Annotated in this window: 16 protein-coding genes; 15 read left to right on the forward strand and 1 reads right to left on the reverse strand. The window is 33.4% G+C overall.

Annotation, left to right across the window (positions count from 1 at the left end):
• Window position 1 precedes the first annotated feature (1 nt).
• On the forward strand, window positions 2-1,063 hold the full coding sequence (gene arsB / locus J2X17_RS11985) for an ACR3 family arsenite efflux transporter (protein ID WP_310298157.1): 1,062 nt from the start codon (window positions 2-4) through the stop codon (window positions 1,061-1,063).
• A 110-nt stretch (window positions 1,064-1,173) separates the two neighbouring features.
• Here arsB and J2X17_RS11990 read toward each other — a convergent pair whose 3' ends face one another.
• Entirely contained in the window at window positions 1,174-4,386 is a 3,213-nt protein-coding gene (locus J2X17_RS11990; RefSeq protein WP_310298159.1) for a cytochrome c biogenesis protein, read from the reverse strand.
• 588 nt (window positions 4,387-4,974) lie between these two features.
• Here J2X17_RS11990 and J2X17_RS11995 point away from each other — a divergent pair.
• The 14 genes from J2X17_RS11995 to J2X17_RS12060 all read left to right on the forward strand — a co-directional run bounded on the left by J2X17_RS11995 (window position 4,975) and on the right by J2X17_RS12060 (window position 21,812).
• The gene (locus J2X17_RS11995) at window positions 4,975-6,663 is read left to right on the forward strand and encodes a glycoside hydrolase family 28 protein (protein ID WP_310298161.1); all 1,689 of its coding nucleotides are present in this window, start codon (window positions 4,975-4,977) and stop codon (window positions 6,661-6,663) included.
• Window positions 6,664-6,829: 166 nt separating this feature from the next.
• The gene (locus tag J2X17_RS12000; protein WP_310298163.1) at window positions 6,830-7,591 is read left to right on the forward strand and encodes a Rossmann-like and DUF2520 domain-containing protein; all 762 of its coding nucleotides are present in this window, start codon (window positions 6,830-6,832) and stop codon (window positions 7,589-7,591) included.
• A complete protein-coding gene (locus J2X17_RS12005) occupies window positions 7,575-8,102 on the forward strand; it encodes a KdsC family phosphatase (RefSeq protein WP_310298165.1) in 528 nt (175 codons plus the stop codon). Before J2X17_RS12000 ends, J2X17_RS12005 begins: the two co-directional genes overlap by 17 nt.
• Window positions 8,103-8,170: 68 nt before the next feature.
• Window positions 8,171-8,671, forward strand: coding sequence for a hypothetical protein (locus J2X17_RS12010; RefSeq protein WP_310298167.1), 501 nt, complete (start codon window positions 8,171-8,173; stop codon window positions 8,669-8,671).
• 64 nt (window positions 8,672-8,735) lie between these two features.
• Complete coding sequence (locus tag J2X17_RS12015) at window positions 8,736-9,662, forward strand: geranylgeranylglycerol-phosphate geranylgeranyltransferase (RefSeq protein WP_310298171.1); 927 nt, start codon at window positions 8,736-8,738, stop codon at window positions 9,660-9,662.
• Window positions 9,655-10,239, forward strand: coding sequence for a Maf-like protein (locus J2X17_RS12020; protein WP_310298174.1), 585 nt, complete (start codon window positions 9,655-9,657; stop codon window positions 10,237-10,239). The genes J2X17_RS12015 and J2X17_RS12020 overlap by 8 nt, the downstream gene beginning before the upstream one ends.
• A 10-nt stretch (window positions 10,240-10,249) precedes the next feature.
• Window positions 10,250-10,780 carry a mechanosensitive ion channel domain-containing protein gene (locus J2X17_RS12025; RefSeq protein ID WP_310298177.1) on the forward strand — a complete coding sequence of 177 codons (531 nt, stop codon included), beginning with the start codon at window positions 10,250-10,252 and terminating at the stop codon, window positions 10,778-10,780.
• Between the two features lie 112 nt (window positions 10,781-10,892).
• Window positions 10,893-12,005 (forward strand): AI-2E family transporter, encoded by a 1,113-nt coding sequence (locus J2X17_RS12030; RefSeq protein WP_310298180.1) that lies wholly within the window; start codon window positions 10,893-10,895, stop codon window positions 12,003-12,005.
• 75 nt (window positions 12,006-12,080) lie between these two features.
• The gene (locus J2X17_RS12035; RefSeq protein ID WP_310298183.1) at window positions 12,081-13,910 is read left to right on the forward strand and encodes a BamA/TamA family outer membrane protein; all 1,830 of its coding nucleotides are present in this window, start codon (window positions 12,081-12,083) and stop codon (window positions 13,908-13,910) included.
• Between the two features lie 192 nt (window positions 13,911-14,102).
• Window positions 14,103-14,585 carry a hypothetical protein gene (locus tag J2X17_RS12040; RefSeq protein WP_310298186.1) on the forward strand — a complete coding sequence of 161 codons (483 nt, stop codon included), beginning with the start codon at window positions 14,103-14,105 and terminating at the stop codon, window positions 14,583-14,585.
• Between the two features lie 240 nt (window positions 14,586-14,825).
• Window positions 14,826-16,460 carry an LVIVD repeat-containing protein gene (locus tag J2X17_RS12045; protein WP_310298189.1) on the forward strand — a complete coding sequence of 545 codons (1,635 nt, stop codon included), beginning with the start codon at window positions 14,826-14,828 and terminating at the stop codon, window positions 16,458-16,460.
• 208 nt (window positions 16,461-16,668) lie between these two features.
• Window positions 16,669-19,200: a PIG-L family deacetylase gene (locus J2X17_RS12050; protein WP_310298192.1), complete on the forward strand. Its 2,532-nt coding sequence runs from the start codon at window positions 16,669-16,671 to the stop codon at window positions 19,198-19,200.
• 123 nt (window positions 19,201-19,323) lie between these two features.
• Window positions 19,324-21,057: a sodium:solute symporter family protein gene (locus J2X17_RS12055; protein WP_310298194.1), complete on the forward strand. Its 1,734-nt coding sequence runs from the start codon at window positions 19,324-19,326 to the stop codon at window positions 21,055-21,057.
• A gap of 23 nt (window positions 21,058-21,080) precedes the next feature.
• A complete protein-coding gene (locus J2X17_RS12060; protein WP_310298196.1) occupies window positions 21,081-21,812 on the forward strand; it encodes an alpha/beta hydrolase in 732 nt (243 codons plus the stop codon).
• The last annotated feature ends 29 nt before the right edge of the window (window positions 21,813-21,841 follow it).

Below are 21,841 nucleotides of genomic sequence, written 5' to 3' on the forward strand. Positions count from 1 at the left end.
TATGTCCGTAAATCATTGCGCTCCTGCAACAAAACGTAAAAAACTAAGTTTTCTTGATCGATTTTTGACACTTTGGATTTTCCTGGCGATGGCAATCGGTATTTCTATTGGATATTTTATTCCGTCAAGTGGAAATATTATTAATTCATTCTCTAGCGGAACAACAAATATTCCGCTTACGATCGGGCTCATATTGATGATGTATCCGCCACTGGCAAAAGTAAAGTATGAAAACATGGGAAGTGTTTTCAAAAACACAAAAATATTAGGCGCTTCTCTCTTTTTAAACTGGATTATAGGACCAATTCTAATGTTCATTTTGGCGCTATTATTTTTAAAAGAATATCCCGAATATATGATGGGGTTAATTTTAATTGGATTAGCACGTTGTATCGCAATGGTTGTCGTTTGGAATGATCTAGCTGATGGAAACAGAGAATATGCCGCAGGATTAATTGCTTTGAACAGTGTTTTTCAGGTTTTATTTTACAGTTTTTACGCTTATCTGTTCATCACTATATTACCTCCGTATTTTGGCTACCATTCTTTTGTTATTGATATCAGTATCCTGCAAATTGCAGAAAGTGTTGGTGTTTATTTAGGAATTCCTTTTGCTTTAGGAATCATGAGCCGTTTTGTCTTGATAAAGTTAAAAGGTGACGATTGGTTTCAACAAAAATATTTGCCATTCATCTCTCCTATCACCTTAATTTCCTTACTTTTTACAATTGTTCTAATGTTTAGCCTAAAAGGCAAATTAATTGTACAAATTCCAATGGATGTAATCCGTATTGCAATTCCTCTGGTAATTTATTTTGTTGTGATGTTTCTGATAAGCTTTTTTGTTGGAAAATATTTTGGTGCTGATTATTCCAAAAGTACAGCAATTGCTTTTACGGCTACCGGTAATAATTTTGAACTGGCAATTGCAGTCGCAATTGGTGTCTTTGGTATAAATAGTGGTCAGGCTTTTACAGGCGTAATTGGTCCATTAGTGGAAGTTCCTGCTTTAATTGCTTTAGTAAATGTTGCCTTTTGGCTTAGAAAAAAGTATTTCACTTAAACAAAAAACTTTATTGTATTAATCTCATAAATTCATAAAAAAAAGGGTTCAACGTTATGTTGAACCCTTTTCTTTATGAATTAATAATTACACTTGTTAATTATCTATTTTTACTTTTTTACTTTTTTATTTTTATAATATTTACTGTACTTTGGATAAGTAACAATTCCTATTAAAGTTATCGTTCCTAACGAATACCAAATCCAGCTTAATGAATGCGCTTCTCCACTTGCGTAAGAATGTAATCCAACTAAGTGGAAGTTTACTCCATAATAGGTAAACAAGATTGAAACAAAAGCATACATACTCATTAAGTTAAAGAACCATTTACTTCTTAAAGATGGAACAAAACGAGCGTGAATCACAAAGGCATAAACCATAATCGAAATTAAAGCCCAGGTTTCTTTTGGATCCCATCCCCAATAACGTCCCCAGCTTTCGTTAGCCCATTGTCCTCCCAGAAAGTTACCAATAGTTAGCATAATCAAACCAATAGTAAGTGACATTTCATTGATATAAGTCATCTCTTTAATATTGAGTTCCATTTTGGCTTTGTTTTTCTCATTGGTAAAGAAAATCAATATCAGGGATACAAAACCTAAAATCATTGAAAGTGCGGTAGGTCCATAACTTGCCACAATTACTGCAACGTGAATCATTAACCAATACGAATTTAAAACTGGTTGTAAATTAGCAATTTCGGGATCAATCCAATTGGCGTTTGCTGCCATGAAAATCATCGAAGTAACAAATGCCGCAGATGCAACAGTCAGTTTTGATTTTCTGTCAAAAGCTAATCCAAAGAACATTGTTGACCAGGCTACGTAAACAATTGCTTCATAAGCATTACTCCATGGTGCATGCCCTGAAATATACCAGCGCGCAATTAATGCTACGGTATGAAGTGCGAAAATCAACCCAATCAAAATGTGGAAACCATTTACAGTAATGCGTAAAAACTTTTTATCAAAGAAGATACTAAACAAAGTAAAAATTAACATTAAGATTCCGGAAAGCGAATACCAATAAAACATTTTTGGCAAAATATTGTATTTATTATAGGCAATTTCAAGATCGATTTTATTTTCACTTGGTCGAACTTTACTCCCGAATTTCTTTTGAAAACCATCTATACTTTCTACTAATTGATCGGCAGTTTTAAAATCTTTTGAAATCGATCCATTATTAAGGGCACTGAAATACAAAGGTAAAATCTGCTTCACATAAGTAGCATCCATTCCTTTTAAACCCGCATGCTCAATTTCTAAATAAGAAATCCATTTGTTGTTTGGATCATTTGGAATAGGAAAAATCCTCAAAATGCTTCCACTTAAAGCTGATTCCATTAAGTTTACTTTTTTATCTGTTTCGATAAAATCCTTCTCAAAACTATTTGGATTTGCAGCTTTGTACGCTGCATCTAAATAAGGAGAAAGTTTGTAATTTCCGTTTTCATCAAAAAACTTTACGAAAGGAGCTAATTTTGCTTTTCGGTCAATACCAATAATTTTACGGATACTATCATCTTTTGTATTAAGATAAATAATTGGAACCTGGATCCAAACCTGAGCGTATTGTGTCATAGACAAAAACACCTGATCAGAATTCATTCCGTTATACGTATCGCTTTGACTTACCTTTCTCAATAATTCAGATGAAAAAGTATTTATCGGTTTCATTCTACCACCCGCATCTTGGATAATCAAACGTCCAAATTTGGCTGCATGCGCTTCCGGAGCTTTGTAGATGGACAATAATGAATCTAATTGTTTTTGGCTTGGTGCCGCTGTAATGTGATTTGCATGATCATTTGGATCTGCTGTATGATTGTGATCATGACCAGGTGTATGAACATGCGGTGCCTGTGCAAAACCGTTCAAACCGATCATTAAAACCAATATGGTAATTAGTTTTCCTTTTTTCTCTTTTACTTTTTCCAATTTTCGTTTTAAGTCTGTAAAACGAGAGCCTTTAGTAAACATGATTGCCATTAAACCAAAGTATAACATGAAATACCCTAAATAGGTAATTGAGGTTCCCCAGAAATCATGGTTTACAGACAATACCGTTCCTTTTTCGTCCGGATCAAATGAAGATTGGAAAAAACGATATCCTTTATGATCTAAAACGTGGTTCATATAAATTCTGGCATCAAAAGTTTCAGCCGAATCCTGAACAGTCACTTTACTCTCAAAAGCAGAATAACTTTTCTCCGTTCCAGGATATTTAGTAGCTATAAAATCGTTTAGTTTTATTTTAAAAGGCAGAATATAAGCTTTACTTCCGTAGAATAAAGAATATTCTATATTTCCAATTTTAACTGTTTTTGCTTCTCCGACACTTCCTTTAGAACCTAACAGCGTAACTTCTTTTTCCTGGCCTTCCGCTTTTATTTTTACAACCAAAGCATCACGATGTGATTTTGCTTTAAAATCATTATTTGATTCATAAGCAATCGATCCTTTCATCGCAGGATCTGGAAATACAATACGGATATCTCCAATACTATATAAAGAACGCATCATTAAAGGCTGTACGTTATCTTTGGTAACATCACCTTGTAATTTGTCCGCCATTCTCATAAACTTCCCTTCAAAGGGGGTCTGAATTGTATATTTTTCGCCTGTTGTGTTAATATTGATGGCGCCGTCAGTTTGTTTATTCAAAGCAAATAAAACATTATGAATGTTCTGAACTTCACCTTCTTTCAGGAAATGTTCTTCACGTCCGCCTGCTCCTGCTTCAACTAATTTAAGGTATAAAGTTCCTTTAGCATCAGGTTTTACAACTTCTTTAGCACCCATGATGTAGTTTTCATATGTAACCTCAAAAGGTGTTTCATCAAATTTTCCTGAAACAGAAAAATTATTATTGGTAACTGGTGACAATAGAAGATTTTTTTCAAAAACTCTTCTTCTCGGCTCTCCTTTATATTCACCATCTGCAAAAATGGTTAAAAAAGTTTTATCAGAGTAAATTTGGTTTTCTGCTGCTCCTTCGCGAATTGGCATCATTCCTTCGTAACTGATATAACGTGTGATAAAAGCTCCTAAAATGATAAAAACAAAAGCAATGTGCAGTAAGAAAGTGGCCCATTTTTCTTTTTTAAGCAATTGATAACGCTTAATATTTCCAAAGAAATTCAGCATAAAAACAGCCATTATAGCTTCAAACCACCAAGTATTGTAAATTAAAATTCGGGCTGTATCGGTATTGTATTTACTTTCGATAAAAGTTCCAACACCCATTGCGATTGCGAATGTTAAAAAAAGAACGGCCATTAATCGTGTAGAAAACAAAAAAGAGAATATTTTTTTATCCATTTCTGAGGAATTACATTGTATAAAAGTGCCACAAAAGTACTTAAAAATGTTGAGTTCCAATATTTGTGATTTGTTAATAAAAACCAAAAAAGAACCGTTCTGGTTTTGAATTTCATTAACAATCAGAAACTAAATACAGTTGAATAATTTCTTTGATACTAAATATTTTTTATTAGATTTGTGTAATCGATTACATTTAGAATTTGTTTTTTAGAAAGCTGATTTTTTCAGCAATCAACAAAAAAAGGCTATGTTATAAAATAATCAGCATTTAATTTTTACCATATAAGTCATAGAAGCTTTTTAACATTTTAATGAATTAATTAATAAAAAAGATCATATAAGTTAAAAAGAAAACTAAAAACTCATATATATGAAAGTTAATCCAAATAAGTTCGTTTAAAATTTCGCTTGACTTTTCTTATATTTTAACTTAATACTTGAAAATATCCAGCTTATAATCTCTAAAATGAACTTATATGGTAATAATTTATTTGATAAAATGCTGTTATTTAGATTTTAGCACAAAAAACAATTGATTTATAAGAATTGTATCTACTATCAACCAACTTTATATAATTAAATCTCATGAAAACCAAAACAATGAACCTGTTCGGTATTGCCTTGACAGTTTTACTGACAAACTTATCGCAAAATACGTTTGCCCAAAATTCAAAGACTTATGATTCTTATGAAAATATTGAATTTAAAATGGCAAAAGTTCAGGAACCAAAAATACCTAACAATACAGTAAACATAAAAGATTTCGGTGCTGTAAATGGTGGTTACGTTTTAAATACAAAGGCTTTCGCCGATGCCATACAGGCCGTATCAAAAAAAGGCGGTGGAAAAGTAATTATCCCTCCGGGAATCTGGCTTACAGGTCCAATTATTTTAAAAAGTAATTTGGAATTACATGCTGAAAACGGCGCATTAATCAAATTTTCTACAGATAAAAGTTTGTATCCACTAATTCAAACCAGTTTCGAAGGATTGAATACCTGGCGTTGCATCTCTCCTATTTATGGAAAGAATCTGGAAAACGTTGCTTTTACAGGAAATGGAGTTTGGGATGGTTCAGGAGAAGTTTGGAGACAAGTTAAAAAGAGTAAATTGACGGACAGCCAATGGAAAAAATTTGTGGCATCTGGCGGGGTTTTAAACGAGAAAAAAGACAGTTGGTATCCTTCTGAAAATTTCATGAAAGCTTCTAACGGAGCCGATCAAAATGTGCGTCTTGACTTAAAAACTAAAGAAGAATTTGAAGCTATTCATGATTTTCTTCGCCCGGTAATGGTTAGTATCCAAAATAGCAAAAGAGTACTTTTTGACGGACCTGTTTTTCAAAATTCACCAGCATGGAATATTCATCCTTTGATGGTTGAAGATTTAATCATTCGAAATTTGACAGTTAGAAATCCGTGGTATTCTCAAAATGGCGATGGTCTTGACGTAGAATCCTGCAAAAATGTGCTTGTTGAAAATTCAAGTTTTGATGTTGGCGACGATGCTATTTGTATTAAATCAGGAAAAGATAAAGATGGTCGCGATCGCGGTGTTCCGAGCGAAAATATTATTGTAAAAAATAACATTGTATATCACGGACATGGCGGAGTTACTGTAGGTAGCGAGATGTCTGGAGGCGTAAAAAACCTTCATGTTTCTAACTGTACTTTTATAGGAACTGACGTTGGACTTCGTTTTAAAAGTAATCGCGGACGTGGAGGAATTGTAGAAAACATCTTTATTTCGGATATTTTTATGACTGATATTCCATCGCAGGCTATTTCTTTCGACCTTTATTATGGAGGAAAATCTATAGCTGAAACTTTGGCTGAAGGCGGAAACAAAATCAATACAAAAGTTGTTCCTGTAAACGAAGAAACACCACAATTCAAAAATATTTCGATCAAAAATATTACGATTAAAGGTGCTCAGCAAGCAGTATTTTTGCAAGGTTTACCAGAAATGAATCTTCAAAACATCGAATTATCTAATTTGGTTATTAGTGCTGAAAAAGGATTTTCTATCATTGATGCTAACGGAATAAAAATAACAAACGCCAAATTAACCATTGACAGTCCGTCGATATTTGAAATCTACAACGGAAAAAATCTTATTTTGAAAGATGTTGAATTCAACTCAACGTCAACAAAAGCGGTTACAATTGATGGTGCGGCAAGTCAGAATATCGAATTAATTTCTTCTAAAAAAACAGATTATACTTCAAAAACAACAATCAGCGAAACAGTTTCAAAAGGAGCAGTAAAACTTTAATTCAAATAAAATCCATAATAAACCCGTTACTTATAGTTAGTTAAGTAGCGGGTTTTTATTTTGTAATAAAATTCAAAATAAAAATCTTGTCTTTAGTTGATTTTAAGTAAAAGACAAAGGCACCAAAACCGCTTTACTTTAAAAAAAATAATGTTAATTTTGCGCTATGATTCGAATAACGTTAATTGGTTCCGGCAATGTTGCTCAGCATTTGATTAAAGCTTTCTCTAAGAGTGAGCTTGTCGAAATTGTACAGGTATTTTCGAGAAAAAAAGACAAACTCACACACCTACTCGATTCAGAAATTATTATCAATGATTTTTCGGCATTAAAAGAAGCTGATTTATATATTATTGCAGTTTCAGATAATGCGATTGCAGAAGTTTCGCAGCAATTACCTTTCAATAACCAGCTTGTGGTTCATACTTCCGGAACGGCTTCCATTGAAACTTTGGATATTAAAAACCGTAGAGGCGTTTTTTATCCCCTTCAAACTTTTTCTAAAAACAAAGACATCGATTTTTCCATTATTCCAATATGTCTGGAAGCAGAAAACACCTTTGATTTTAGAGATTTAGAAACCGTGGCTAAAAGTATTTCGAATGCTGTTTTTCCAATAAATTCAGAACAGCGAAAAGCATTGCACGTAGCTGCGGTTTTTGTGAATAATTTCACCAATCATTTGTATCAGATTGGACAGGAAATTTGTGAAGAAAATCAGGTTCCGTTCGAAATTCTAAAACCTTTAATTCAGGAAACTGCCGAAAAAATAAAAACTTTAGATCCAATTGATGCTCAGACTGGGCCTGCAAAACGCAATGATTCCACGACAATTGAAGCACATTTGGAGTATCTCACCAATGAAAATCAACAAAATATTTATAAAATACTAACACAATCTATACAGCATAATGGCAAAAAGTTATAAAGAAATAATGAATGACATCACAACGTTTGTTTTTGATGTCGATGGCGTACTTACAGATAGTTCCGTTTTCGTAACTAACGAAGGAGAAATGCTTCGCACGATGAATATTCGTGATGGTTACGCACTGAAAGCAGCTGCTGAAAGTGGTTATCATGTTTGCATTATTTCTGGAGGAAGCAATGAAGGCGTTCGTATTAGACTTAAAAACCTAGGCGTAAACGACATTCATTTAGGAACTCCTGACAAAGTAGCAACCTTTAAAGAATATACCGATACTTACAATATCAAACCAGAACAAGTTTTGTATATGGGTGACGATATTCCGGATTTTCATGTAATGAAATTAGTTGGATTACCAGCTTGCCCTCAGGATGCAAGTCCCGAAATCAAAAACATTTGCCGTTATATTTCTCATGTAAAAGGCGGAAGAGGCGCAGCCCGTGATGTAATTGAACAAGTGATGAAAGTGCAGGGAAAATGGATGGAACATTTTAGCGGGAAACACGATTAAAATAATTATTAATTATGAATTGTGAATTATGAATTGTTTCGAAGTCCTTCACCTAAAACCTGTAAAATATGCTTATTAATACTTTTTGGAAAATCTTATTAAAAATAGTTGGTCTTTGGATTTTGTTTCTTTCTATGACAATAATTCCTCAATATTTCGCCGCTTTAGCATTTACTGATGATAAATTAAATATTCTAAACTGGGTAATGCTTTTTTTAGCTTTAATCACTTATACATCCATAATAAGACTTTTTGTTTTTAAAACAGAATGGATAATTGAGAAACTAAAACTTAATGAAAATTTTGAGGAAGAAAGAATTGATGTAAATATTAAAACATCAACAATTTTAACTATTTCGATAATAATATTAGGCGGTCTAATTTTAATTGAAACGATACCAACTTTTTGTTCCAAATTATATGCTTTTTCTCAACAACAATTTCAGTTTAAAGATTATACTGATTCAAGTTGGTTGATATTTTATTTTATAAAATTAATTATTGGTTACTTGCTTTTAACAAATGGAAAAAACTTCACTAATTTTATTGAGCGTAATAGTAATGATTAATATATAGTTTAAAAAAAACCTTAGCCCCTTAGCCTCTCAGAACCTTAGAACCTCAAAAAAAAAAATGAAATACCTAAAACTAATTCGATACCAAAATCTATTGATGCTTGCGTTTATGCAGCTTTTATTTCGTTATTCTTTTTTAAAACAGCAGGATATTCCTTTGGCTTTAGCTGATTGGCAATACGGATTATTAGTTTTAAGTACAGTTTTACTAGCAGCGGCAGGTTACGTAATCAATAATATTTTTGATGTTGCATCAGACACTATCAACAAACCTCAGGATGTTGTAATTGGCAAAGGAATCTCTGAAACGAGAGCTTACAATATTTATTTCGGATTAAATATTACAGGTGTTGCCATTGGATTTTATTTGTCTAATGTGATTATGAGACCGGGTTTTGCAACCATTTTCATCTTGATAGCTTCTTTGCTTTATTTTTATTCTACCACACTAAAGCAGATTATGCTTTTGGGGAATTTTGTTGTTGCTTTATTATTGGCCTTAAGCGTTATTATCATTGGCGTTTTTGATATTTTTCCCGCGACAGATGTGGAAAATAAGGCACAAATGGCAAGTTTATTTTCTATTTTAATTGACTATGCTCTGTTCGCTTTCATGATTAATTTTATTCGCGAAATCGTTAAAGATATTGAAGATGTAAATGGTGATTACAATCAAGGGCTGAACACTTTACCAATTGCAATTGGAATTAGCCGCGCTGCAAAAATCGCCTTAGGATTTGCCATTATTCCGTTTATATTGTCATTACTTTATATTAATAAATATTTCGTGGAGAACAACCTTTTGATTGTTACACTATATGCATTCGCTTTTGTCTTAGCGCCACTTTTGTATTTTATTGTTAAAGTATTTGGTGCAAAATCTCAAAAAGAATTTCACCATTTGAGTACGGTTTTAAAACTAATTTTACTTTTCGGAATTTTATCAATTTTGATTATTACCTTAAATATTAAGTACAATGCTTAAAGAAAGATTAAAAAAATATACTATAATTCTGGCTTCGGGTTCACCACGCAGACAGCAGTTTTTCAAGGATTTGAATCTTGATTTCGAAATTAGGCTGAAAGATGTGGAAGAAATTTATCCTCCTGAATTAAAAGCGGCAGAAATCACTGATTTTTTAGCCGAATTAAAAGCAAGCGCTTTTGAAGGAGAACTAAAGGAAAATGAAATTTTAGTAACCAGCGATACAATTGTATGGCATGAGAATAAAGCTTTGGGCAAACCTAAAAATGCCGAAGAAGCTTTTGAAATGATTAAATCAATGTCGAATGCTACTCATGAAGTGATTACCTCTGTTTGTTTTAAAACTGCCACTACTTCTACCCTTTTGCATGATATTACCAAAGTAACTTTCAACGATTTATCAGATGAAGCTATTTTGTACTACATCGAAAATTATAAACCTTATGACAAAGCGGGCGCTTATGGTATCCAGGAATGGTTTGGTTTTATGGCAGTTGCAAAAGTTGAAGGTTCTTATACGAATGTTATGGGACTTCCGACAGCTAAAGTTTATGAATATTTGAGTACTTTAGTGTAAAAATTAAAGTATGTTTTCTTTTAAAGAATATAGCCAGGAAATACTGGCCACCGGAATTCTTCTTTTTGCGCTAATTGCGCTACGCATTATTGTTGCCAAATTAATACGCCGTTTTGCGCACTCAAGTCAATTACTGGAACATCGAACTAATTTAGTTATAAAATATATTCACATACTAATGAATATTTTAGTTGTGATTAGTTTGATTGTAATTTGGGGAGTTGATACTAAAAATCTCTTTCTTACCATTTCTTCAATTGCGACTGTAATTGGAGTTGCGATGTTTGCGCAATGGTCGATTCTGAGTAATATTACTTCGGGAATGATTTTGTTTTTTTCATTTCCTTTCAGAATTGGCGATACCATTAAAATTCATGATAAAGATTTTCCTATTGAAGCCGAAATAGAAGATATCAGTGCTTTTCATGTTAATTTAAAAACCAAAGAAGGCGAAAAAATCATTTTTCCAAATAACTTATTGATGCAGAAAGGTATTTCAATAATGCCTGCGCAATATGAAGATAAAGAGTTTTTCGATTAAATAGGAATGGGAATTTTATAAGGTTACTACAAAAACGTACAACGGGTATTTCTTAAAAAAAGAGGAATTTTGTTTAGATCTTGTGATTTCTAAACCTAATTTTCAACACCTAATGATTCGTTCAATAAAATTGCCATTTTATGCAAAACTTTGCCTTATACTTGTAAGTTTAATTTGTTTTGCTGCTATATTCTGCATCGGAAAGGATATAATAACGCCTGTTTTGATGGCCTTTTTATTCGCCGTTTTACTACTCCCAATTTTCACTTTATTAAATGTTCGATTTAAATTTCCAAGGCATCTCGCAGCGATACTTTGTGTGCTGATGTTTGCTGCATTCATTGTTGGAATTTTAGTTTTTATATCCTATCAGGTTAAAGACATTGCCAACGATTTTGATGCTATCAAGAAAAACACGAATTATTTAATTACCGAGATACATAAATTTGTAAAAGACAATTTTCACATCAGCATTGGCGAACAAAAAAAATACCTGGATACGGTAACTAAAGATTCCGTTAAAAATAACGGTGCTGTTACGGTGGGATCAGCGATATTATCCATTACAGATCTTCTTTTAGACTGCACTATCATTCCTATTTATACCTTTTTGTTTTTACTTTATAAAGATCATTTTATTCTTTTCCTTGCCAAATTAATTAACAAAGAAGACCATGCCGCTTTAAAAGATATATTATCACAAATAAAAGTTTCAATAAACAATTATATCGTCAGTTTAATATTAGAAATGATTGTGGTTTCCATTTTAACGGGTTTAGGCCTTTGGATTGTTGGGGTAAAATATTTTATTCTACTAGGATTAATTACTGGAATTTTAAATCTGATACCTTATATAGGGATAACAATCGCCGGCGTTATAACGCTGTTAGCGTCTTTAACAGCAACTCCGGAAACATCCGTAATTGTCAGTATTTTGATTGTAAATATTATTGTTCAGTTGATCGACAATAATCTGCTTGTGCCTTTAATCATTAATTCAAAAGTAGAAATCAATGCTTTCGTGTCTATTATGGGAATCATCATTGGTGGTGCGGCGGCAGGAATTGCGGGTATGTTTTTGGCAATTCCGTTATTGGCAATCTTAAAAATAATTTTTGAACGAATAGAATCCTTAGAACCGTGGGGGTACTTGATGGGAAATCATATGCCCAGAAAATTTACGTGGCGTATTAGAAAACCGAAGATTGAATCTAATGTAAACTAATCGCAGGGAAATAACGCTTATTTTCCTTATATTCATAAAAAAATCAACTGACTTATAGCAAAAAAAATTCCCTGAATGTCTCTAAAGAAAAAAATAGTAGTTTTTATTTTATTGTGCTTTTACCTGCAAGGTACTTACGCACAGTCTAATAAAACCACAGACAATAAAGGCAAGAAGGATACTACCGAAATTTATACCAAAATTCGAAATTATTCCAAGAAAAATAAATTTACCCAAACAGTTCATAAACTTCTTTTCAGAGGAAATAAACCTCGAAAAAAGGAAGTTGAAATTATTGAAAATGACACGTTAAATTATGATGGGAAAATCATTAGAAAAATCAATGTCATTACTTTAGATCCGTTCGGATATTCAATAGCAGATACAACAGTTACCCCAAAAAATTGGGGTGAAAGAACAGGTAACAGGCTGCATTTAAAAACAAAAAAAATAGCTATTTATAATTTACTGCTATTTAAACGAAATGTCCCCTACAACGCTTATAAAGTTCAGGAAACAGAACGTTTGATCAGGGCGCAAAAATATGTGACAGCAGTTCGAATCACAAAAGAATTAGCTGGTAAAGATTCTGATTCTGTAGATGTTACCATTCGTGTTTTAGATTCCTGGAGTACTATTCCGAAGTTTTCTATTTCCAGCAATCAGGTTTCTGTTGGTTTTAAGGAAAAAGATTTTTTTGGTTCAGGCCAGCAACTGGAGTATAGATTCACAAATCGGTTTGATGATGGACAAAATGCTAACGAAGTAACCTACACTGTACCAAATATTAAGAATACATATATCAGTACCACGCTGAATTACAAGATGGATCTGGACAATAATTACACAAAAAGTATTAATATTGAACGTGCCTTTTATTCTCCTTTAACCAAATGGGCTGGTGGAGTTTTTGTGGGGCAGAACTTTAGGAAGGATACTTTGCAGGCGCCGGATTTAACTTATGCTTATCAGCCATTTAAAAATAATTTTCAGGATTTATGGGCAGGCAAAGCAACTAAAGTATTTAACGATGAAAATAGCGGCATTACCAACCTGATTGTTACGGGACGTTTTTTGAATGTCAATTATAGTGAAAGTCCATCAGATCTATACGATCCGCTGCATTTTTATTCGGATGAAAAGCTTATTTTATCAGGAATCGGACTTAATAGACGACAATTTATAAAAGACAGTTATATCTTTAGAAACGGCCAGACTGAAGATGTCCCGATAGGCCGAATTTATGGTATAACACTCGGCTATCAATACAAAAATACTATTTGGCGGCCGTATATAGGCGGTCAATTTTCGTTTGGAAATTACTATCGATGGGGCTTTTTGAGTACTAATTTTGAAGCCGGAACTTTTTTCCATCAATCTAAAACCTATCAGACTGCATTTGCAATTGAAGCAAATTATTTCACAAAACTCTATAGTATTGGCAGTTGGAAACTTAGACAATTCGTTAATCCTAAGTGGGTTATTGGCGTAAACCGTGAAAATATTATCGGAGATGAACTAAACATTAATGAAGATAATGGTTTACAAGGCTTTAATAGTCCGCTTTATGGTACAAATAAAATGGTTTTATCTTTGCAAACTCAAACTTATGCGCCAAACTCCGTTTTGGGATTTCGTTTAAATCCGTTCTTTAATTATTCTGTTGCCGTTTTAGGAAGTCCGAATAATTCTATGGCAAACAACAAAGCGTATTCTAAATTCACAATTGGCGTAATTGTCAGTAATGACTATTTAGTATTCAGTTCGTTTCAGTTGTCACTGTCATTTTACCCAAGTATTCCAAATCAGGGCGACAATGTTTTCAAAACCAATACTTTTGAAACAACCGATTTTGGTTTACAAAGTTTTGAGCTGGCAAAACCTAGAACTGTTAATTATAAATAAGATTAAAATATTTTCAATTTTATATTATTTTTTAACATTTCCAAAACGAATTCAAAATCAATTATTTACCAAATACTTATCGCGTTATAACCCGTTAAAATGCATGTTTTTATCGACGAAATACATTTTGTTTTCATTTTTGGCACAGTATATGAATATCCCTAAACAGGATAACAAATAAATCTTAAAAAAATGAAAACAATTAAAATAGCAATCGCCGGATTATTCCTTTTGGTTGCAAATGCCACGCAAGCCCAAGTTTCGATTAACGTTAACATAGGTACACCGCCAGCCTGGGGACCTGCAGGATACGCTGAAACGGAATACTATTATTTGCCAGATATTGAAGCGTATTACGATGTAAGAGCATCACAATTTATTTATTTTGGAGGAGGAAGATGGGTTAGAACAACTTACTTGCCAAGACAATACAGAAATTACGATTTGTATGGAGGTTACAAAGTTGTTTTGAACGATTATCACGGTAGAGCTCCTTATGAATATTTTGATCGTCACAGAACAGCGTATTACAAAGGATATCATGGAGCTCCTCAGAGACCTTACAAACCAAGACCTGTATATGGTTACAACGATCATCACGATAATCATAACGATTACAAACATCATGATAAACATGATAATCATGGTCATAACGGTCACCACGGTAAGCATTAATACATTGTATATCAAATAAATATTGCTAAATAGCTAATTTTAACACAAAAGAGTATCAATAATTGATACTCTTTTTTTTATATGCATGCATAATATTTTACAGATATGTTAAAATATTAAACATTATACAAAAATATTATTTATAACTCATTGATAGTTAAAGTATTCCTAATTAAACATCATTTCTACAACAAATACCTCGTATCTTTGTACCATAATTTAAACACCAAAATAAAGATTATGAAAAAGAGCGTTTATTTATTTTCGTTTTTAGCAATGTCACTTTTTACATTTTGTGAAAGCAACGATGATGCTTTAGGTACAAATGATAATCAGGCAAAAGAGAATAATATAGAAATCAACAACGATGTTACATCTTTAAACAAAAGACTAGATTATACAAATTCGGGAGTTATTAGTATTACTAATAATTCAACATCAAAATTATTAATAAGCAGTCAGTTAACTAATGATCTTCCTTTAGTACAAATTGCTGAAGTTAATCCGCCAACAGATGGTAACGGAAGAACTTTACAGGCAAATCATGTTGCTGTAAACGGAAACTACGCATATGTTGCTTATACAATGAGTGGCGATGATTATTCTGGAGCTATTGATGTAATTGATGTTTCAGATCCTTACAAACCTAAATTAATTACATCAGCATTAATTGCTAATACTGATATTACATCGCTTACCTACTCTAACGGAAATTTAATTATTGCCGGAGCAACTGATATTGATAAAGATCAAACATTAGCACATCCATCAATTGTAATTAATATGCAATTGAGTTCAGGTTTGCTTACTGATAAATATACGGTTAACAATCTTGAAGGAAAAGTTACAACTGATGTTGCTGCAAATGCTTCATCATATTTCGCTGTAACGGGTGATGCCGGAAGTTTGTTTAAGATAAACAGTTCATCTAAAGCTATTTCAGGAAAAGTAGATTTAGCAGACTTACGTTCTGTAGCCATTAGTGGCGACAAAATTGTTACTTTAAGTGGTGCTAAAGGTGTAAATATTTACAATGAATCTACTTTGGCTTTGCAAAAAACGTTTTCAACATCACAAGATGTTAGCGGTGCAAAAAGAACAATGGACTTTGACGGAACTAAATTATTAGTTTCTGAAGGATATAACGGTTTAGGTGTTTACGACATCAACAGTGGTGCTAAAGTACAAACTATCGGATTACATGATGCTGGTGGTGATAATGTTACAAATGCTGTTTCGGTAAATGACGGTTATGCTTTTGTAGCAAACGGTGCTGCAGGATTAAATGTATACAAATCTGGCTCACAACTTAGTTTAGTTGGAACAGTTGGAATAACAGGTTCATCAAATTACGTTAAATCTAGTGGTAATTACATTTATGTTGCCAGCGGAAAAGGGGGGTTGAAAATCATTAAAATGGAAAAACCTAATCCAACATTTGCAAACTGTTCAAATTATGGAGCCTACAATCAGGGTCAGGATTTAATTTTAAATTCCAATGAAATAAAATCATTTTCAGGATCAACAGCTATCAATTCAGCTATGATCAATTCTGGCGGAATACTAACGCATTGCGGATCAATATCAGTTCAAAACTCATTGATTTTAAATAGTGGGGGAACTTTTAATATGAGGGGAACTTTAGCTCAGGGAAAATACCAACAGCAATATCCGACAGAATTAATCATTAATAGTAATGCTACATTGCAAATTGAAGGGTCTGTAGTAATCTGGGGAGATTTAAGATTGAACAGTGGTGCTAAGATTAATTTTATTGGGAATGATTCTTCGATTACCATTTACGGAAAAGTAACTAAAAATAGTGGTGTTACCATCACTGGTAACTATGTTGACACAGAAAATAAATTGAAGTAATTTTCTGTAATCCTAAGAATTACCGCATGATTTAAATTATTAGATCAATTCTCTTAAAAGCTGTTAGATAAAATCTAGCAGCTTTTTTTTTTGGAACAGAAATTGTGCAGTAATATCAATAACTAAACATTAACATTTCATTTAATTATGCTTAAAAGATATAATTACTATTTTTGAAGCACTTTCCAAAACACCAACAAAATACGCTATGCGAAAAATTAAGTTACAAATTCTTCTATTTTTTCTAACTGGAATTTCTATTTCTTTTGCACAACAACCACAAAAACCAAGTTCTGTAGAAATTTATAATCAGATAAAAAAGCTAAACTTTCTGGGTTCAGTTTTGTATGTTGCCGCTCATCCTGATGATGAAAATACACGATTGATTTCCTATATGGCAAACGAAATGAATGCCAGAACAGGATATTTATCATTGACACGTGGGGACGGAGGGCAAAACTTAATTGGTCCGCAGTTGCGCGAATTACTTGGCGTAATCAGGACTCAGGAATTAATAGAAGCCAGAAAAATTGATGGCGGGGAACAGTTTTTTTCGAGAGCAAACGATTTTGGTTTTTCAAAAACGCCAGACGAAACTTTACAAATTTGGGATAAGGATAAAGTTCTGGCTGATGTGGTCTGGACCATCAGAAAATTTCAGCCTGATGTAATTATTAACCGTTTTGATCATCGTTCGCCAGGAACCACTCACGGACATCACACCTCTTCGGCGATGTTAAGCGTGGAAAGTTTTAAACTAACCAATAATCCAAACATATATCCGGAACAATTAAAATATGTAAAACCTTGGCAGGTGAAACGTCAATTTTTTAATCCTTCATGGTGGTTTTACGGCAGTCAGGAAAAATTTGACGCTGCCAATAAATCAAAATTTACCAGATTAGAAACCGGTGTTTATTATTCCGGACTCGGAAAATCGAATCAGGAAATTGCCGCTTTAAGCCGTAGCCGCCATCAATCACAAGGTTTTGGAAGTACCGGTGCGCGTGGCGAAGAAACTGAATATTTAGAATTGATTAATGGGGATACTCCGAAAGACCGTGACCATTTATTTGATGGAATTGACACTACCTGGAGCCGTGTTAAAAACGGAAAACCAGTTGGAGAATTAATTTCAAAAATTATTTCAAAATACGATTTCAGCAATCCGTCGGCAAGTATTCCGGATTTGGTAAAAGCTTATACTATGATTGAAGCTTTAGACGATGAACACTGGAAGCCTTTAAAAGCAACTGCAATAAAAAATATTATCGCCTCGTGTTCAGGTTTATATCTTGAAGCCGTTGCAAACGAACAGGAAGCAACGCCGGGAAGCACCATCAAATTAAGCGTTGAAGCGATTAACAGAAGTCCGATTGAAATGCAATTGGTAAGCGTAACTTCTTTGCCAGACAACAAAAAAACGATTCAAAATAGCGATTTAAAATACAACAATGATCAGAAAATAAGTCTTCAAATTCAACTTCCGGATAATCTGGAATATACACAGCCGTATTGGCTGAAAGAAAAGGCAAGCGTTGGAATGTATACAGTTTCCAATCAGGAAAATATTGGAATTCCGGATATCATCCGAGAAGTAAAACTTGTTTTTAATGTGAAAATTAGTGGAGTTGAAATTCCGTTTGAGCGCACTGTTGTTTATAAATACAACGACAGCGTAAAAGGAGAAATGTATAATTTCCTTGATATTGTACCAGAAGTTACTACTTCAATCTCAGAAAAAGTCCTGATTTTTAGAGATACCAAAACTAAAATGATTCCTGTAAAAGTTCGTGCCGGAAAAGATGGTTTAAAAGGCGATTTGCAACTGGAATTACCAAAAAGCTGGGTGGTTTCTCCAAAACAGATTCCGTTTTCATTAGATAAAAAAGGAAATGAACAAACCTTTTATTTTGAAGTTACACCGCCGGTAAATGCCGAAGAAGCTGTCGCAAAAGCAATTGCAATTGTAGACAGCAAACGTTTTGACAAAGACGAAACGATTATTGATTACAGTCATATTACCAAACAAATGGTTTTAAAACCGGCTGAGTCAAAATGCATCCGAATAGATTTGAAAACTTCGGGTGAATCTATTGCATATATCATGGGTGCAGGCGACGAAGTTCCGGAGAGTTTGGCTCAAATGGGATACAAAGTAACTATTTTGAAACCTGAAGAAATTACGCCTCAAAGGCTGGATTCTTTCAGTGCCGTTATTACAGGAATCCGTGCTTACAACACGGTGAATGCATTGGCGAACAAGCAAAAAATCCTTTTTGATTATGTTAAAAACGGTAAAAATATGATTGTACAATACAATACATACGGCAAAATGGTAACCGATCAGATTGCGCCTTACCCACTAAAAGTTTCAAACGACCGTGTAACCGAAGAAAATGCGCAAATAACATTTTTAGCACCAAATCACCCCGTTTTAAATACACCGAACAAAATCACCGCAAAAGATTTTGAAGGCTGGACACAAGAGCAGGGTTTATATTATCCGGATCAATTCGATCCTGCCTTTACTCCTATTATTTCTTCGCATGATAAAGGTGAATCTCCTAAAAATGGTGCTTTATTAGTAGCACCATACGGAAAAGGATATTACATTTACACAGGCTTAAGCTTTTTTAGAGAATTGCCGGAGGGTGTTGCAGGAGCCTATAAATTGCTTTCGAATATCATTTCACTAAAACAGCCTGTACAAGCTCCTAAACAAGAATTTAAGCAATAATACATTCAAAAAATGGAAGCTAAAAAAACAAAAAAATGGAAGAAAAGCTACACCTACGTTTTGGTGGCGAATGCGATTTATATTCTGATTTTTTTCTTAATCATGCAATTATACTCATAACCTATGCAACTATTTGACTGGATCGTACTAATTGTTACACTTTTATTCATTGTTGGATATGGTTCCTGGAAAACCAAAGGAAGCAAAAACGTTGAAGATTTTATTTTAGGAAACAACGAAACTCCCTGGTACACGGTTGGACTTTCAGTGATGGCAACTCAGGCCAGCGCTATTACATTTCTATCCACACCAGGGCAGGCTTATCATGACGGAATGGGATTTGTGCAGTTCTATTTTGGATTGCCAATTGCTATGATTGTTATTTGCGTTACTTTTATTCCATTATACCATAAAAATAAAGTTTACACCGCCTATGAATTTCTCGAAAAACGATTTGATGTTAAGACACGTTCCTTGGCTGCCATTCTTTTTCTTGTTCAGAGAGGTTTAGGAACCGGGCTTACCATTTATGCTCCGGCAATTATTTTATCGGCACTTTTAGGTTGGAATTTAACTATTATGAATATTATCATCGGAGTTTTGGTAATCATTTATACTTTCTCCGGCGGAACAAAAGCCGTAAACGTCACACAAAAACAGCAAATGTTTGTGATCATGACCGGAATGTTTATCACCTTTTTCCTGATTTTGCATTATCTGCCAAACGATATGACTTTTACGAGTGCCATGCATATCGCAGGTGCGAATGACAAAATGAATATTGTTGATTTTTCTTTTAATCCTGAAGAAAAATATACAATTTGGAGCGGTATCACTGGAGGTTTTTTCCTTGCCCTCGCCTATTTTGGAACAGATCAGTCTCAGGTTGGACGTTATTTGTCCGGAAAATCCGTTCGCGAAAGCCAGATGGGACTAATTATGAATGGACTTTTAAAAGTTCCGATGCAGTTCTTCATTCTCTTAACCGGAGTTATGGTTTTTGTGTTTTTTCAATTCAATCCGGTTCCGCTAAATTTTAATCCGAATAATAAAATTGTCATTGAAAAATCGGCTTATAAAGAAGAATATCATGTTTTAGAGAAAAAGCTTAGTACGCTTTCAGAAGATAAAAAAGTAATCAATTTATTGTATATCGATCAGCTGAATCAGGATTACGACAATCCTATTTTGCGAAAAGAATTGGTTACGTTATCCAACAAAGAAAAAGACTTACGTGATCGTGCGAAAGAAATCATTCTAAAAGCCGACAGCAATAGCGAAACCAACGATAAAGATTATGTCTTCTTTCATTTTATTCTGCATTATTTGCCAAAAGGTCTGATTGGTTTACTGCTGGCGGTAATTATTTCAGCAGCCATGTCATCAACGGCATCTGGTCTAAATGCGTTGGCTTCGACGACTGCAATTGATATTTACAAACGAAATCTGAAAACCGAAAAATCAGAGAAACATTATCTGAACGCTACTAAATTTTTTACTTTATTCTGGGGAATTGTAGCCATACTTTTTGCGTGTGTAGGAACATTGTTTGAGAATTTAATTCAGTTGGTCAATATCATTGGATCAATTTTCTACGGAACTGTTTTAGGAATCTTCCTTGTTGGATTTTATCTTCGCCGGGTTCAGGCAAAACCAATGTTTTGCAGTGCCATCATTAGTCAGGTCACCATTTTTATTATCTATTATTTCATGATCTACAAACAGGAAAAACTAGGTTATTTGTGGCTGAATTTTATTGGTGCGATGTTGACAATTTTGTTGGCTTTGTTCATGCAGGTTGCGTTTTTTAGAAGAAAAAAGTCAGATAATTTCATCAGTGATTTTAGCGAAGATTAATATCAAAACTAAAAACTTTTTTTATGGTAAAGAAGTCTCCAATCCTAAAAATTATAAAGCGAATATGGTTTCTTATTGCCATTTTATTTACAATTTGGCTGGTGTATTCTTATCAGGCAAAAGACGTTTCGGAATCATTATTTAAAAGTGACAGCATAATTTCTGTAAAGGACAATGACAATTATTTTGTATTTGAACCAAAACAAAAATTTGACAAAGTCTTTATTTTCTACCCTGGTGCAATGGTTGATCCAAAAGCTTATGTACCGCTTTGTCGAAAAATTTCAGAAAACGGAATACAAGTGTATCTGATAAAAATGCCCTGGAGATTAGCTTCAAAAGGATATGAAATTCCGAAAGAACTTCATTTATTTACTGATAAATCCAAAACCTATATTTTAGCCGGACATTCACAAGGCGGAAAAATGGCGGCACAATTCGTTAAAGAGAATCCAACTTTAGTTGATAAATTGATTTTAATTGGAACCACACATCCACGGGATATTTCACTTGCAGACAATGCAATTCCGGTTTTAAAAATTTATGGTTCAGATGATGGTGTCGCAGATGAAAAGACTATCTTTCAAAATAAATCAAAACTTCCTGTCAACACAAAATTTGTAAAAATTGAAGGTGCTAATCATGCTCAATTTGGCTACTATGGTTTTCAAGTTGGAGATAATTTAGCTAAAATATCCCGCGAAAAACAACAAAATGAAACGCTGAATATCATAATGGATTTCCTGAAAAAATAATTCTTCTCTATTCTAATTAAAAAGTACTA

It is taken from the genome of Flavobacterium aquidurense (assembly GCF_031458035.1).
Taxonomy (GTDB): domain Bacteria; phylum Bacteroidota; class Bacteroidia; order Flavobacteriales; family Flavobacteriaceae; genus Flavobacterium; species Flavobacterium aquidurense_C.